The organism is Planctomycetaceae bacterium (assembly GCA_039680605.1).
Taxonomy (GTDB): Bacteria; Planctomycetota; Phycisphaerae; order SM23-33; family SM23-33; genus JAJFUU01.
In genome coordinates this window covers 17,852-34,115 of the sequence record JBDKTA010000017.1, presented here as the reverse complement: position 1 = coordinate 34,115, position 16,264 = coordinate 17,852, and the positions used below count along the sequence as shown (strand labels likewise).

Below are 16,264 nucleotides of genomic sequence, written 5' to 3'. Positions count from 1 at the left end.
CTTCGCCTCAAGGCCACGTCCTGAGAGGTCCGTTTCCACATCATACGGGTTACACTTTGAAGCGAACTTAGCCCCGGCATGCGCCGGCAGAAAGGACTGATTACACATGCGACATGGGATGATGAGCTTAGCGATTGGGATGACGATCTGCGCCTTGGTGTTTGCCTCGCCGGCGGCCGCTGCGACAAAGGTCGCCTGCGCGGGCGACAGCATCACCAAGGGCGTCGGCGGCGGCGGACAGGATTATCCCAAGCAGCTCGGCGCCCTGCTGGGCAGCGACTACGTTGTGGGCAACTACGGCGCCTCCGGGCGCACGGTTCTGCCCGGCAGAGGGCAGTACGCCACCGACAAGTACTGCAAGCAGGCTATGGCTTCCAAGCCCGACGTGGTGGTGATCATGCTGGGCACCAACGACGCCAAGTCGGCCACTGTCGACAAGGAAAAGTTCACCGCGGCCTACAAGGCACTGGTTAAGAGCTTCGCCGACCTGCCCAGCAAGCCCAAGATCTACATCTGCACGCCCGTGGCGGTCGGCAAAGACGCCTACGGCATCACTGAGAAGGTCGTCAAGGAACAGGTTGTCCCGCTGGTCAAGCAGATTGCCGAGGACCTGAAGCTCCCGCTGATCGACTGCTACACGCCCACCGCCGGCAAGGCCGACCTCTACGACGATGGCGTGCATCCCAATGCCAAGGGCTATGCAGTCATCGCCCAGACCGTCGCCGAAGCCATCAAGGCAGCCCCCAAGGCCAGCGCGTCTCCGACGGAGCAGGCCAAGGCCGCGAGCAGTGCCCGCCCTTTTCCGGAGTGAAAAGAGAATGGAATGGCGCCGACCAGTTCAGCTTTGAAGTGGCCGGCCGCCCGTGCTGGGTGGCGGTCCCCAAGACGCCCGCGGCCGGTCGCCCCTGGGTGCTGCGGGCGCCCTTCGCACACGTGCCGATGGCCGACAAGGCGCTGCTGGAAGCGGGCTTCCACGTCGCCTACATCGACGCGAGCGATCCGCTCGGTTCGCCCGAGGCGATGAAGACCTGGGACGCTTTCTATAAAGAAATGACCACCACGTACGCCCTGGCGGCCAAGCCCGCGCTGATCGGCATCAGCCGCGGCGGGCTGATCATTCACAAGTGGGCGGCGGTCCATCCGGACCAGGTCGGCTGCATCGTTGGCGCCGCCCCCGTCTGCGACATCAAGAGCTGGCCCGGCGGCAAGGGGCTTTCCGGCGGACACGGCGGGAGTTGGAAACTGCTCCAGACCGTGTACGGCCTGACCGAGCAGCAGGCGATGGAGTACAAGCAGAACCCTATCGATCTGCTCGAGCCCATCGCCAAGGCGAAGATCCCCGTGCTGCATTTCTACAGCCCCCAGGACGAGGGCGTGCCGTACGAGGAGAACTCTGCCGTCGTCGCCAGGAAGATGAAGGAACTTGGCGGCGATTTTACCGGCGTGGCGATCATCATCAGCCGCGACAGCATCAAGGGCGACGCGAAACTCGAAGCCGTGCAGAAACGCGTCGACGCCAAGAACCCCAAAGCCGTCGCCGGGGCGCACAACAAGGCCTGTAACGCCGCCGATCAGACCAAGGTGGCGGAGTTTATCATCAAGGCGTGCAAGAAGTCGTAGCACCGGAATGTTAGCGGCGGGGCTTGCCCCGCGCGGTTGTTTCCCCGATCGAAAGGATTTGCCATGGATCGCAGATCGTTCCTCAAGAGTGCCGCCGTGGCCGGCGCCGCCGCCGGCGCCATGAGCGTACTGGGACCGGACTTCGCGCTGGGCCAGAACGCCTCGGGCAAGAAGTACAACGTACTGTTCATTCCCGTAGACGATCTGCGACCGCAGCTTGGTTGTTACGGGCAAAAGCAGATGAAGTCGCCCAACATCGACGCCCTGGCTGCGCGCGGCGTGCTGTTCAAGAAGTCGTACTGCCAGGTGCCTGTCTGCGGCGCCTCGCGAGCGAGCCTGCTGACGGGTCTGAGACCCAACGAAACTCGTTTTTCGGACTGGGCGGCCTGGGCGGAGAAGGACGCCCCCGGCGTGGTGACGTTGGCCAAGTGGTTCAAGCAGAACGGCTATCACACCGTCGCCAACGGCAAGGTCTTCCACAACTCCCCCGACTGCAAGGACGGCTGGAGCGAAGACCATTACTCCCCGACGATCGGCTGGCCGGGCTATCGCAAGAAGGAATCCACCGCGATGGTGGCTTCGGAGCGAAAGCGGGGCAAGCCCATGTGCTTCGGCATGCCCTATGAAGACGACGACTGCAAGGACAACGAATACCCCGACGGGCAGATCGCCGAGAAAACCATCGCCGACCTGCGCCGCCTGGCCAAGAGCGACAAACCGTTCTTCATCGCCTGCGGGCTGACCAAGCCGCACCTGCCCTTCCTGGCCCCCAAGAAATACTGGGACATGTACGACGGCGAGAAGCTCGTGCTGGCCGACAACCCCAACCTGCCCAAGAACGCTCCGGGCCCGCTGACGACGTATCAGTGGAAGGAACTCCGCGGGCAGTACGCCGGCACGCCCAAGCGCGGTCCGGTCTCCGCCGAGCTCAACCGCAAGCTCGTTCACGGCTACTACGCCTGCGTGAGCTATATCGATTCGCTGGTCGGGCAGGTGCTGGCCGAGTTGGACAAGCTGGGTCTGCGCGACAACACCATCGTGATCCTCTGGGGCGACCACGGCTGGTTCCTCGGCGAGCACGGCTTCTGGTGCAAGCAGGTCTGCATGGACCTGGGCTATCATGCCCCGATGATGATCTCCGGCCCGGGAATCAAGCCCGGCGTCACCGAGGGGCTCACCGAGTTCGTCGACATCTACCCCTCCTTGTGCGACCTGGCGGGCATTCCCCAGCCGCCGCACCTGGAAGGGCTGAGCTTCAAGCCTCTGCTGGACGACCCCAAACGCCCGTGGAAGAAGGCGATCTTCAGCCGCTATCCCTCCCCCGACGGCGACGGCGTCTGCGACGGACGGTTCGTCTACACGCGCTATACCTTCCGCGGCCGCCAGGAAGGGCACATGCTCTATGATCACGAGAGCGATCCCAAGGAAAACGTGAACGTAGTCGCCGATCCGAAATACGCCGACGTCGTCAAGCGCCTCGCCCCGTTGGTGACCGGCGGGGCCAAATGGTGGAAGGTGCTGCCCGAGGGCATCGACCCGCCGCCGGCGGCGAAGAAGCTGATGGGATAACGGGGGTCGAAAGAAACAACCGACGACGAGGACGAGGACGACGACGAGGACGAAGAAAGTCCTGGCGCCGTCGGTGTTCTCCCGTTGGAGGTCGAGCTCTTGTCCGACGCAGTCTCTGCGAAGTTGGATGCTCGACGGGTTGTTTCCCTGATCCTGAAAACCGCGCGGAGCAAGCTCCGCCGCTAACGATGAGGACCGAAGCTCTTCATCGTTCTCGTCGTCGTCCTCGTCCTCGTCGTCGGTTTTTTCTACAAGACCAGCGCCTGATCCATATCCAACACAAACGGCGGCAACCAGGCGGGGATATTGCTCATGGGCAGCACGCAGTCATCGAGGTCGATCCCGATCGCGCCGCGCATGAAGGCGCGGCGGGCTTCGATGCGGCTCCATGCCGCCGGATACCTGGCGGCGATCTCACGGCGCAGATCGGCGTCGGCCAGCGCCACGCCGTCCTCGGCGTTGATGTAGCAAAACGGCCCGCGCGAGATCGGAATGATGTCCATCTGCAGCATCATGCCCGACCGCAGCGCCACGCCGCTGCCGGCGGCGAAGGGCGAATGCGTCCATTCCTCCAGGTGCAGATAATGCCCGGGGTTCACGGCGAAGTCATACAGCGCCCTGTCGCGCACTGCCTCGACGGCTGCAAACACTTCCCCGCCCGTGACGCCGATTCGCAGGGCGGCGTACCAGGCCGCCACGACATCAAAGTAGTTTTTCGCATACGCCATGCAGAACTCGCCGTCTGCGGCGGGCAGGTCTTCGAGCCTGGCGGCGACCCATCCGGCCCGGCAGGTCAGGGCGCCGACCACGCCGAAGGCCGCCGTGTACGGGTCGCCCAGGGCGGCGGTGTTGTCGCCGGCGCTGGCCAGGCCGCGTTTGGCCTTGGCGCCGAAGCCCACCATGCGGTGGCACGTCAGCGGCAGGCCGCGGCTGTCGAGGTGCTTTTCCAGGTCGCGCTCCGCGGCGCCCGGCTTCACGTGGCGCATCAGTTCCAGCACGCCCGTCGACGTGACGGACGCGGCGTATTCGTACTGGGCGATCTGCTCGGGCTCGTTGATGATCCGCAGCCCGTCGGCCACATCCATGAAAATGGCGCCGGCGTTGGAGACGCAGCCTTCGCCCCTCGTCAGGTCGCGGAGCAGATCGACGAGGTACGCGGGGATCTCGATGGCGCTGCTGCCGCCTTCGATCAGCGGCGGCGCGAAATACTTCCACCCCGCGCATCCGACGGGCGTGCCCCGGGCGACGCCGAAGTCTGACAGAATCGTCCGCAGCGGGCGCGAGTTGCCCCGCGGCTGACCGGGCAGGCTGAACTCCTGGAACAGCTCGGTCTCGATGCCCAGGCCTTCATCGGGCAGGTAGCCCATGCACTCGTTGCCGACCAGCAGGAGCTTTCGCCCGCCGCCGATGAGCAGCAGGGCCTCCTCGAATCGCGGGTCGAACCCGGTCAGGTACATCAGGTTGGCGAAGTGCTCGCGGTCGCCGTAGACCGCCAGCACGTCAAGACCCGCCGCGTCCATTCGCTCGCCGACGGCGGCCATTCGGGCAAGGTAGACTTCCAGCGGAATCTCCGGTTGGCGATCGGGTCGGCCGAGATCAGGCAGCGTGACACGTGCAAGTTTGCTCATGCGGTGATTCTAGTGTAATGCCGGTGATCGAACAACTAACCTCAGAGGCACAGAGCACTCAGAGGATGAAGAAAGTTCATGCGCGCAGCGTTAGCGGCGGGGTTTGCCCCGCGCGGTTGTTTGCCCGATCGGCGGCGACGCTCCTGGATACGTCAGCGATTTTCCCTTCACCACGGCCATCGGATTGAGAACGTGGGTTTTGGCACTGGCGCCGCTGACGATGTGGCGTACCTCGATGCCGCGGATGGTGAGGGCATCGGCGATGAGCCCGCGGTGGCATCGCCAGGGGACGGCTTCGGCACACATGATCGCCAGCGGCTTTTCGCCGGCCAGGGCTATGAGCTTGTCGAGTGCGGCCTGGAACTGCGGCGTCTGCATGTAATCGGCGAATCCGCGAAAGCCGGCGTTTCGCCAGGCGGTGTTGGCCGAGTCGGCCCGCGGGTGGCGCAGGCCGCCGAGGCTTGGCATATGGCGGTAGTTGATGCGACGCCGGCGCAGGAACGGCCCGAGTTCTTCGCGATTGAACTGAGGGTTATGCCGCGAACGCGGGATGCTCCGTACGTCCACCAGCCGCCGCACTCCGTGGCTGCGCAGCAACTGCACGAACTCCTGGGCGCTTCGCGTCGAATGGCCGACCGTGAAGATTTCCGCGTTGTTTTTTGCAGCCACCGCACGTCCCCCCTAATTCAGCCTTTCGCCCGGCGCGCCTTATCCTTCTCCGCTCGTCGGCGGACGCGGGCTACCCGCCGCCGCGCCCGCCAGATCCGAGCACGCGCCCGCAGGCGCTGGAGCTTACGCTTGATCCATTTCGAGAAGCGGCTGTTCGGCGCCAGCAGGATGATTCCGGCGAAGATCATCGCCCAGCCCTGGAGGACCGGCAGGACCAGCCCGGCGATCCCCAGCAGAATCAGCAAGATTCCCAGCGGGATGCGCCCGTAGTGGACAATCTTGCGGACCAGCGGGTGGCGATGTCGGAGAAGCTTTCTCATTTCTCCTCATTATAAGCCAAGGTGCATGCCCAGGGTGCCATGGCGGCCGTTGTCCAGCCGCCATGCCCGGGCCGTTGCGCTAGCCCGGATATTTCACCGCGGAGATCGCAGAGGCCGCAGAGGTGTTTTGACGAAGAGACTTACAGAAACCTACGGAAGCGGGCCGCATGGACAGTCTGTTTTTCCGGATCAACGCCGACGGCGACGTTAGATGGTCCTTGTTTTTAGCCATTTGCTTCTCTGCGTACTCTGCGATCTCTGCGGTTCATGCAGTTTTCGGGCTGGCATGGCGGCTGAGAAACGGCCGCCATGGCACCCGGTTTCCGGCTCCAGGTTCCCCTCTTTGATCAGTACGGGTTCGTGGGCATCAGGTCCCAGACGCTGACGCTCTTGGCCTTGGCCGCTCCGCCCTTGGCGTAGAGCTTGATGCCTGTCGAGCATTTCTCGGGATACACCGCTCGCGACAGCGCCTGTCGGCCGTCGTTTGCGAAGACTTCGACCAGCGAGCGGTCGACAAAGATCCGCAGCTTGAGCGTCTCGCCGGCGGCGAGCTTCATGATGTTGGACTCGACGCTCTTGCGTTCGCTGCCGACGGGGTTGTGCCCGCGTCGCTGGGAGGGTCCGGTCCTGCTCGTGTCGATGCCCAACCGGCCTTCGCCGCTCTCGTAGCCGATCTTGGTTTCCCATTTGCCTTCGGGGCAGCAGCAGACTTTCACGCCGAACTCCGCCGCGCCCTGGGCGTCGAGTTCGACCTCGATCTCCAGCACGTTATCGGTGACGGCGTCGAAGGGGATTACGGTTTCGCCGTCGGCGGCGACGGCGACGTTGGCGAGGGTTTTGCCGTTGTACCGCAGCGTCTTGACCTCGTCGATGGGCGTCATGAGCATGCGGTTATCGCCGCCGAGTTTCATCACCCGCGGCAGCGACATCGTGCCGCTCCAACCGGAGAAGTTGCGGACGATATCGTTGCGGCCGTCGAAGATCCACGAGATCAGGATGCGCCGCCCTTTGTCGTCGGTGTGGCTTTCGGGGGCGAAGAATTCGTTGTCGCTGTAGGACATCATCTCGTGGTACTCGGGCACGAGCTGGTCGTTTTCCCAGTGACCCACGTAATACCGCGTGCCGAGGCGGTGGCTGATGCAGACCATGACCCACTTGTCGCCCATGGGGAAAAAGTCCGGGCACGAGATGTCCTCGTGGATGTCGATGCCGGGATACGCCTTGGCCAGCAGCGGCCCGCACTTGGTCCAGCTCTTGAGGTCCGGGCTCTTCCAGACGGTGTTCTTGCCGCCGCCGAAAACGGCGTAGTACGTGTCGCCGACGATCCAGCCGCAGGGGTCCCACGACTGGTAGTCGACCTTGTCCGGCTCGGGCGGGTTGGGCACGATGGGGTTGCCGGGCATCTTGTGCCAGACCTCGATGTCTTTGTCGTCGCTCCAGGCCATCGAGTTGCCCGCGCCGCAGCCGTGATACATCATCAGCACGCGCTTGCCGTCCTTGTCGAGATACGCGTTGCCGCTGAAGATGCCGGTCTCGGGGCTGTCCAGGGTGGGGAACAGGCACGGCTGGTGGTGTCGCCAGTGCAGCAGGTCGGTGCTGGAGACGTGGCCCCAGAAATGTGCCCCGCGTTCCTGGTAGATGTAGCCCATGTGATGGCGCCCGCGCCAGAAGACGTTGCCGTTTGGGTCGAACGGCATGGCCAGCCCCTCGGGGCAGACGAAGTGATACGTCGGCCGATACGGGTCGCGCAGCAGTTTCTGCCGCACGTGGCGGGCGGTGTGCAATTCTTCATCACTGATGATCTGCATGTCGGCTCGGAAGGTCTGGCTCATGGTTGGTTCCTTATAGCCCTTGGGTTACTCCAATTCGTCCTGCAGCCTGGTGCAGGTGATGGTTGCGTAAACGTACCAATGCACCTGGAAGCTCAGCATCAGCAGCGGCAGCAGCACCGCGACCGTCCATGCTGCCAGGGAAAACAGATGCATCTTCGCCAGCAGATAGGACATCAGTCCTGGGACGGCCATGCAGGCAAGGAATCCTGCCGAAGATAGCAAACCGCAGCATAGCAACTGCTTCCAGCTTCGCTTGGCCATCGAGAACATCCTCTTCAACCCTTCATAGACCAGGGCAAACCGCTCTGCCCCGCCTGGCGGCCGCGAGGCCACCTCGATGGCCAGGAAGAAGAACATGATCAGTCCCGCCGTCAGCGGCGTGACGATAACAGTGACCACCACGACCGTCACCAGCAGGCTCAGAACAAGCATCATCGCTTCATCGGCCGTTTCGGCGGCGCTGCTGAAGAGCCTCGAACCGGAGACCCTCCTTTCCGGAACTGCCGAGTTATGGGAAGGCGAGACGTCGGAGGCGCTGGGGCTGCTGTGAGAGGTGGCTTCGGAGATCAGCGCCCCGCCGGTGCCGAAAAGCACATACAGGATGACCAGCACGATAGCGGCCGGGGCCAGGATCGTCGCCAGCGTCACAAAGAACGATGCCAGCAACATGATCAGGTGCCACAAGCAGTCCCATCCATGGCGCATGAAGGCAATGAAGTCGGCCATCGCCGTGGGATGGCCGCTCACCATGTTGCGGATGCTCATGATGTAGCCCATGACGAAGACGGGAAACAGCAACATGCCCAGGATGCTGCCAAAAGCCAGCAATGACAGAATGAGATAGGCAAACGTGAGGAAGGCCAGCTTGATGGGGTGCTTGAGCATCTGCCTCAAGGCGCCCAGATAACCGCCGGTGGCCTGGGAAAAGGGCCCGCGCATCTGCTCTTTGACTCGCATTGCCTGACGCCCGATCGCCGCTTTGGTTGCAGCCGCCCTGGAAGCCGGCTTGGCCTGGCGCTGCGGCGCTGCAGCGGAGATCGGAACTTCAGCGCCGCCCGCGGTCGCTCCGGCCAAAGCAACCGGCTGACCCGCGGGTTCGGCTTGGGACGTCTCAGTCGGTTCTTGAGGCCGCCGCGTTGGAGCGGCCGTGCCCAGTTCAGGCACGCTGGCGACGCTTGCCCATTGCTCCATTCCTTCTTTCCAGACGAAATGATCGGTCTGCAATTGCCCTCGCCGGATCAGCGAAAGCAGTTCTGACATTGACACAGGCCCGTGCTCGTTCCCTTCTGCGGAGTAATACCATTGATCCGCTTGCGGGGCCGCCGGCACAGAAGCAGTCGACGCGGGCGCCGGCGCCGCTGCTTCGCCAGGCAACGAGAAGACATTGAGGCACTTGGGGCACTTGCCTCTCTTTCCGGCCATGGTGTCGGGGACTTTCAAAGCAGCTCCGCAGGACGGACATGTGGCTGACAGCATGTATAGCTCCTTGTATCTGAGACAGGCGACGCCCGATGGGCGACGATTTCGCCAGCATTATAACCCGCCGTTGCTGGAGTGGAACCGCCTTACCCCAGAAAGTGCCGCATCGCGAGGTCTTTGCTTGTGCCGCAGGAAGCGGTATGATCCGCTCCAGATCAGGAGCCTGTTCCTATGACGCCAAGAGAAGCCATTGCCGCCGCCATCGACCATCAGGAAGTGCGCCCGGTGCCGTATCTGCTGTCGATCGATGAGCCGGTCGCGCAGCGGATGGATGAGCATTTCGGCTCGCCCCAGTGGCGCAAGCGGCTCAAGAACTACTTTCTCTATACCTACGCTGTCGACTACATGCACAAGGACCCCATCGGCGATCCGGCACAGGGCCTCAGCCGAGACCTGTTCGGGTCCATCTGGAAGATGGGCACGCCCATGCACCTGGAAGAGCCCGCGATGTCGCGGCCGTCGTTTGAAGGCTTCGATTGGCCTGCGCCGCAGCGGTTCTACGTCAAGGACGCCGACCTGGCGTCGATCAAGGCCGACTGCCAGGCCAACCAGGACCTCTACCGTTTGGGCTGCATCTGGTGGGGGCTCATGGAGACGAGCTGGGGCCTGCGCGGGTTCGAGAACATCCTGATGGACTGCGCCGCCGAGGAGGATTTCTACGAGGAACTGCTCGAACGGATCACACTGCTGTACCTGGATTTTGTCGACCGCACCTGCACGCAACTGCCGGTGGACGGCGTCCTCTTCGGCGACGACTGGGGCGACCAGCGCGGCGTGATCATCGGCCCGGACCGCTGGCGGCGATTCATGAAGCCGCGCTGGGCGCGCATCTACGACCGCGTACACTCGCACGGCAAGAAGGTCTTCACGCATTGCTGCGGCAGCATCGTCGACATCATGGACGACCTGGTGGAAATCGGCCTGGACGTGCTGGAAAGCTGCCAGCCGGAAGCGCGGGGGATGAACCCCTACGCCCTCAAGAAACGCTGGGGCGGCAAGCTGACCTTCTGGGGCTGCCTGGGCAGCCAGAGCACCATGCCCTTCGGCACGCCTGAGCAGGTGACCGCCGAGGTCCGCCGCCTCTGTCGCGAAATGGGTAGTGGCGGCGGGTACATACTTGCGGCCGCCAAGAGCCTGCAGAGCGAGACGCCCACCGCCAATGCCGTGGCGGCGTTGGAGGCGTTCACGGATCAACGAATCTGACGCGATGCGATGTCTGCACGCATACCCGGAAGATTTTGCCGGGTTGCGGCAAGATCGTCCGGCCGTTGGCGAAGAACGCGTTGGCCGGATTTCATGATTTCCAATCCCCAGCCGGTTCAGCGAGAGATCTCTCCTTTGGCACGTCGATTGCTTGAGGTCTGGTGGAATGACTATCGCTGATCTATTAATGAGCAACCTCGGCCAGACGCTGGCCCAGAAACCGGTCTCGGCCGCTGGGCGCGGGGAGCGTCGGTCGTCGCGGGGCGATGAGCCGCACGCGCTTGCGGGCGACCAACCGCCAGACGAGCAGCCTGCGCCGGGGCCAACTGACGGCTCTTGCGGCGACGCCTCCGACGCCAGCCGCCCGCGCAAGAGCAAAATCACTGCAAGCCCGAAGCCGGCGCCCAAGGACAGCGACGATGCTGCCGCACCGGCAGCGATGGTCCCGGCGCCGGTAGAAAGTCCGTTCCAGACGTTGCTCAACCGCATGCAGGTTGTTGCTGAAGTGCCCGCGGCGCCGGAGGCTGTGCCGGCGGTTTCGCAACAGCGCATCGCTGTGCCCGCCGCGGCGCTTGCCCCCGTGCAGGCTCCGGCGGCTTCGCCTCAAACTGAAGCAACCCCGGCCGCCCTCGTGACAGGTGTTCAAACGCCGCCGGAGATTCCTGTGGAACACACGGAGCCATCGGCCGCGGAAACCACGCTGTCCGTGACGGAGATTCCCATTGCCGTCGGTGCAGCAAACCCGCAAGTTGCGCATCTGCAGCGCCGGGGGGTGGATGTTGCGGCGGCGGGCGAATCGATGGACGCTGCACCGCAAGCGGCAAGGCCGGCGTTGCCGGCGGAGACCGCGACCCAGGCGACAGCCGCGATGCAACCCGTCGAAGCACCGCAGACCCAGGCCCCGATGTCGGAACAGGCGCTTCCTGAGCAGCAGGCGCCTGTGCAGAACGCCCAGGGCGAAGAACCGGTCCAGCGGTCCAAACCTGCCCCGCGCACCGGCGCCGTCCAGACCGCAAGTGCTGAACTGACGCCCCGGGCCCAGCAGGTCGTTGCCCAGCCGCGGGCAATTAACAAACCGAAAGATTCGGCCGCGAGCATTCTGAAACTCGCATCAGCGGCCGAGCCAGGCCCGGGCGCACATGCATCTGCCGTCGCGGCGGTGCAGGCGTCGCCCGTTCCTGTGGCGCCGGTCGCCAATGTTACGGCGTTGGCCAGCGCTGCAACAGTGGGGGTCGGGCAGCAGATCGTCTCGGCGGTCGTGGAGCAGCGGTTTTCTTCACAGCGGGTGACGGTGGCGCTGGACCCGCCTGAGCTTGGGGCGATCCGCCTGTCGCTTCACGCGCGGGGCAGCGAGATTCGCGCAGTGGTGGAGGTGAATAATCCCGCCACGCTCGAGCATCTTCGCCAGGAGACGCCCAGCCTGATCGACCGCCTGGCCTCGACGGGGCTCAATGTGCGGCAGATCGAATTGCGCATGAGCACCGATTCCGACAGCGGCTCGCCGTCATGGCAGTTCACCGGCGGGCACAACGCCTGGCAGCAATCGGCGTCGCAGCAAGGCGGCTGGACCGACGCCGAATCCGCCTCGGGAGCGGTCGAGCCGGCGCAAGAGCTCGATGCCGCCGCCGCTCCGGTCGCCCATGCCGGCGACGGATCAGTCAATCTCTGGATATAGGAACGCCATGGCCACGACCGCTATACAGAACGCCAGCACGATCCAGGCTAACTACATGAAGCTGCTGGTGGCGCAGTTGCAGAACCAGAACCCGCTGGAGCCGATGAATAACGACCAGATGGCCAGCCAGCTCGCCCAGCTTTCGCAACTGCAGCAGATGGAAACGATGAACAGCACCTTCTCGAAGGTGCTGGCGTCGCAGCAGCTTTCGCAGGCCACCGCCCTGATCGGCAAGGCCGTGGCGTACCTGCCGGAAGGATCGGACACGGCGGTCTGGGCTCGCGTCACGGGGTCCGGGATTGTCGCCGGCGAGGCGGTGGTGCAGGCCGGTCAGAGAACCCTCACGCTGGACCAGATCCAGGCTATTGCAGACTAACGCACGAGGTGAACGATGAGTAATTCGCTATTGTCAGGAATTTCCGGACTCCAGGCCCATCAGCGCATGCTGGACGTGGCGGGCAACAACCTGGCCAACGTCAACACCAGCGCCTTCAAGGCCAGCCGCGTGACGTTCGCCGAACTGCTCAGCCAGACGCTTCAGGAAGCCGGTCAGCCCTCGGCCACCACCGGCGGCACGAACCCCATGCAGGTCGGCAGCGGCGTGCAGGTGGCCAGCATCGACCGCAACATGAACCAGGGTTCGCTGATCAGCACCGGTCAGCCGCTGGACATGGCGATCGAGGGCGCGGGGTATTTCGCCCTCAATGACGGGTCCCGCCTGGTCTACACGCGTGTGGGCGGTTTTGCGGTCGATTCCCAGTTCTACCTCGTTGACCCGGGCACGGGCAACCGCGTGCAGCGCATTGGCAGCGAAGGCGTCGCCGACGGATTCCAGAACGCCTCCAGCAACGATATCCGAATTCCTTACGACGTGGCTCTTCCGGCCAAGCAGACCGAGTCGCTGACGTTCACCGGAAACCTCTCCGCCGAGGAGTCGGACCCTACCACCACGATCCTCACCAGCGGCACCCAGTACACCAAAGACGGCGCGGTGATTTCGGCGGACACCCTGCTGGCCGAAGTCGACCAGGTCAGCGGGCTCTCGACCGGCGATACGATCTCGATCAACGGAACGCGGCGAGACGGCTCGACAGTCAGCAGCACCTTCACCGCCACCGTCGGGGCCACCACCAACCTGCTCTCCTCGCTGGTGGGTTACACCGCCGGCGGTGTCGCTGCCGTGGCTGCAACGGCCTTGTCCGCCCTGGACCAGGCCGACACGCTCACCGTCGGCGAGACGTTCACCATCTCCGGCACTGATGCCGACGGCACGTCGATCAGCCGCACGTACACCTATGGCGCCGCCGACACGATGGCGACGCTGCTGGCCGAGATCAACGCCGCCTACAGCGGCGCCACCGCCACGCTGGTCGACGGCAAGATCCTGCTGACCGACGACGCCGCCGGGGCCAGCGAAACGACCATGACCATCACCTACAACGGCGACGGCGAGTTCACGCTGCCCACGGCTTTCAACCGGCTGGTCACCGGCGGGGCCGGCAGCACGATAGGCGACCTGCTCAATGCGGTGACCAATGCCTTTGCCGACCCAAGCGACCCGACCGCGCGATGGTCGCTGGCCTCGATGTCCAACGGCGAAATCCGCATGAGCGACGTCTCGGCAGGATACAGCAAGACCGACTTGTCGCTTAGTTGCACCGGCGCCACGTTCGAGTTGCCCAACTACTTCACGCTCCTGTCGGCCGGTGGAAACGCCATCCGCAACACCAACATGGAAATCTACGACAGCCAGGGCATCAGCCACGTGCTGTCGGCGGCCTTTGTTCGTACCGACACATCCAACACCTGGGACCTGGTCGTGACCAGCCTGGGCGGCGACGTGAGCCTTCAGGATCGTCGGATCAACGGGATCAACTTCCTTTCCGACGGCAGCTTCGGCGGCGTCAGCGCGGCGGATTCGTCGAGCTTCAAGATCACCTTCGCCAACGACCCCAGCAACGTTCGCACGCTGGACATCAACCTGGGGACCATCGGCGAGTTCGACGGGCTCAGCCAGTTCGGCGGCAGCAGCACGGTTGCTCCCAGCGGGCAGGACGGTTATGCGGCCGGCTGGTTGAGCAACATTTCGGTGACGCGAGAGGGCGTGTTGGTGGGCGTGTTCACCAACGGGGCCCGGCGCGACCTTGCGGCTCTGAGGATCGCCACGTTCCAGAACCCCGCGGGTCTGGCGTCGGTGGGCAACAACTACTTTGAGGTCTCGGCCAACTCCGGCGAACCGGTGGCGACCAAGGCCATGTCCGGCAGCGCGGGGGCAGTCCGCGGCGGATCGATGGAACAGTCCAACGTCGACGTGGCGACCGAGTTCGTCAACCTGATCCAGGCCCAGAACGGGTTCCAGGCCAACGCCCGGACCATCAAGGCCGCCAACGAAATGCTGCAGGAACTGACCAACCTCACGCGGTAATGAACACGATGATCACACTGGCTGCCACAATTCATCACGCGCTGCTGTCGGCCGCAACGAGCCTGACGCCCGACGAACGCTGGGCCGGCGTGAACGAGTACGCGGCCAACCACCGCGTGGACCCCTGGTGGGTGGCGTTCTGCGTCCTGACGGGCCTGGTGTTGTGCGTGGTGGCGCTGCTGGGTTACCGCGGCTATATCAGCGCGTGGAACACCCGGCGCAGGATCCGCGAAAACGCGCGCCGCAGCGGGCTGAGCGAGCCCGAGCAGCAGCTTATCGAGACCCTGGCCCAACTGTCGGGCCTGCGCCATCCCGAAGCCGTCTTCACCATGAGCCAGGCGTTCGATCACGCCGTCGCCAGCATGATGCTCCTGCCCCGCTGCCAGGGCATGAACGACCAGGCCCGCGGCCAACTGGCCGACATCATCCAGGCCCTGCGCACCAAGCTCTGCTTCGACAACACTCCCCGCAGCGAGAACAGCAAGATTCCCTCCAGCCGTGCCATCCCCGCCGGCAGCCGGCTGTCCGTCATCCATCGCGGACAGGTCGAGGGCGCCGAAGCCATCGTCGAAATCAACGACCCGATGGAAATGGCTGTCCGCCCCGATCCGCAGATGACCGCCCGCCCCGGCGAAACGCTCGTGCTGCAGTATTGCCAGGGCATGGCGGCGTGGGAGTTTACCGCTCCGATCACGGCCGTGCGCGACGGCAAACTGGTGCTGGGACACACCAGCCAGGTGCGTTACGTCAACCGCCGTCGGTTCATGCGTGTGCCGCTTCGGCGCCCGGCGAAAGTAGGGTCGCTGTCGTTCCACGGCGCCGCCGCCGGCGAGATGCGGATGGTCGACGCCGAACTGACGGAGATCGCCGGTCCGGGGGTGGTGATGGAATCCCCCCTTCATCCCTTGATGGGTCAGCGCGTGGTCGTGGCAATGCAGCTTCGCAAGGAATACGGGATGCAGGCCCCGGGCATCGTCCGCCGCGTGACCGACCTGCACAACGGCAAGTTTCAGATCATCGTCGAGATGACCGACCTGAATCCGCAGGAAGTGTCCGAACTGGTTCGCCAGACCAACCTGGCGATGCACGAGATGACCGGCGTAGCCATCACGGAGGAGCATTCCAATGGCTGACGCCGTGGGCACCACCTCTTCATGCCTGGACGGGCTCTCCGAGAGCTACCGCACCATCGCCCACAACCTGGCCAACGCCGGCACCGTGGGCTTCAAGCGCGGCCAGCCCGTGTTCATGGAAGTGCTGGCCGGGCGCATGGAGGGCCAGGCCGCCCAGGTCGTCGGGAAGGTGGCGGTGGACTTCAGCCCCGGCGCGATGACCTACACCGGGCGCCCGACGGATCTGGGCATCGGCGGCTCGGGCTTCTTCGTGATCGAGACGTCCGGCGGCGAGCTCTACACGCGCAACGGCACCTTCACGCTCGACAGCACCCGCCACCTGGTCGATACGCAGGGGCGCATCGTGGCGGGGCGAAACGGGCCCATTACGCTGCCGCCCAACGCCGCCGCCAGCGACGTGGCCGTTTCGCCCGACGGGGCTGTCAGCGCCGGCGGGCAGAGCGTCGGGCAGCTCAAGATCGTCGAGATCGCCAAACTGGCGCAGCTCAAACCCGTCGGCGGGGGGTGTTTCGCCCTGCCCAAAGACGCCGAGGTCGCGCCGGCGAAGGATCCCAAAGTGCAGCAGGGCTTCCAGGAAGCCTCCAACGTGAACCCCGTCGAGGAAATGGTCGGGCTCATCAGCATCGCCCGACTGTACGAAGCCAACGTCAAGACCATCAAGGCCGTCGACGACCGCCTCGACAGCCTGACGCGCGTCGTTCTGTAGAAAGG

General features: G+C 64.4%; 14 protein-coding genes. 9 read left to right on the top strand and 5 right to left on the bottom strand.

Translation table 11 applies throughout. The features are described 5' to 3' along the window. The first annotated feature begins 106 nt into the window (after positions 1–106). From ABFD92_05430 to ABFD92_05420, 3 genes are all read left to right on the top strand, one after another. Entirely contained in the window at positions 107–811 is a 705-nt protein-coding gene (locus ABFD92_05430; protein ID MEN6503959.1) for a GDSL-type esterase/lipase family protein, read from the top strand. Then, complete coding sequence (locus ABFD92_05425) at positions 808–1,620, top strand: alpha/beta hydrolase (protein MEN6503958.1); 813 nt, start codon at positions 808–810, stop codon at positions 1,618–1,620. Before ABFD92_05430 ends, ABFD92_05425 begins: the two co-directional genes overlap by 4 nt. A gap of 63 nt (positions 1,621–1,683) precedes the next feature. Then, positions 1,684–3,189, top strand: a complete 1,506-nt coding sequence (locus ABFD92_05420) for a sulfatase (protein ID MEN6503957.1) — start codon at positions 1,684–1,686, stop codon at positions 3,187–3,189. A gap of 248 nt (positions 3,190–3,437) precedes the next feature. Here the strand turns inward: ABFD92_05420 and ABFD92_05415 are convergent, their stop codons facing one another. The 5 genes from ABFD92_05415 to ABFD92_05395 form a co-directional block, all read right to left on the bottom strand. Next, positions 3,438–4,817: a M24 family metallopeptidase gene (locus ABFD92_05415; GenBank protein ID MEN6503956.1), complete on the bottom strand. Its 1,380-nt coding sequence runs from the start codon at positions 4,815–4,817 to the stop codon at positions 3,438–3,440. 90 nt (positions 4,818–4,907) lie between these two features. Further along, positions 4,908–5,486: a DUF488 domain-containing protein gene (locus tag ABFD92_05410; GenBank protein ID MEN6503955.1), complete on the bottom strand. Its 579-nt coding sequence runs from the start codon at positions 5,484–5,486 to the stop codon at positions 4,908–4,910. A 17-nt stretch (positions 5,487–5,503) separates the two neighbouring features. Then, positions 5,504–5,806, bottom strand: a complete 303-nt coding sequence (locus ABFD92_05405; protein ID MEN6503954.1) for a PGPGW domain-containing protein — start codon at positions 5,804–5,806, stop codon at positions 5,504–5,506. Between the two features lie 347 nt (positions 5,807–6,153). Continuing rightward, complete coding sequence (locus tag ABFD92_05400; protein ID MEN6503953.1) at positions 6,154–7,638, bottom strand: glycoside hydrolase family 32 protein; 1,485 nt, start codon at positions 7,636–7,638, stop codon at positions 6,154–6,156. Between the two features lie 24 nt (positions 7,639–7,662). Then, positions 7,663–9,060 (bottom strand): DUF4339 domain-containing protein, encoded by a 1,398-nt coding sequence (locus tag ABFD92_05395; GenBank protein ID MEN6503952.1) that lies wholly within the window; start codon positions 9,058–9,060, stop codon positions 7,663–7,665. A gap of 228 nt (positions 9,061–9,288) precedes the next feature. Here ABFD92_05395 and ABFD92_05390 point away from each other — a divergent pair, with 228 nt between their 5' ends. The 6 genes from ABFD92_05390 (at position 9,289) to flgF (ending at position 16,259) form a co-directional block, all read left to right on the top strand. Next, positions 9,289–10,320, top strand: a complete 1,032-nt coding sequence (locus ABFD92_05390; protein ID MEN6503951.1) for a uroporphyrinogen decarboxylase family protein — start codon at positions 9,289–9,291, stop codon at positions 10,318–10,320. A gap of 187 nt (positions 10,321–10,507) precedes the next feature. Continuing rightward, complete coding sequence (locus ABFD92_05385) at positions 10,508–11,995, top strand: flagellar hook-length control protein FliK (GenBank protein ID MEN6503950.1); 1,488 nt, start codon at positions 10,508–10,510, stop codon at positions 11,993–11,995. Between the two features lie 7 nt (positions 11,996–12,002). After that, entirely contained in the window at positions 12,003–12,371 is a 369-nt protein-coding gene (locus tag ABFD92_05380; GenBank protein ID MEN6503949.1) for a flagellar hook capping FlgD N-terminal domain-containing protein, read from the top strand. Between the two features lie 15 nt (positions 12,372–12,386). Continuing rightward, positions 12,387–14,420, top strand: coding sequence for a flagellar hook-basal body complex protein (locus tag ABFD92_05375; protein MEN6503948.1), 2,034 nt, complete (start codon positions 12,387–12,389; stop codon positions 14,418–14,420). A gap of 8 nt (positions 14,421–14,428) precedes the next feature. After that, on the top strand, positions 14,429–15,553 hold the full coding sequence (locus tag ABFD92_05370) for a hypothetical protein (protein ID MEN6503947.1): 1,125 nt from the start codon (positions 14,429–14,431) through the stop codon (positions 15,551–15,553). Then, a complete protein-coding gene (flgF, locus tag ABFD92_05365) occupies positions 15,546–16,259 on the top strand; it encodes a flagellar basal-body rod protein FlgF (GenBank protein ID MEN6503946.1) in 714 nt (237 codons plus the stop codon). Before ABFD92_05370 ends, flgF begins: the two co-directional genes overlap by 8 nt. Positions 16,260–16,264 lie beyond the last annotated feature (5 nt).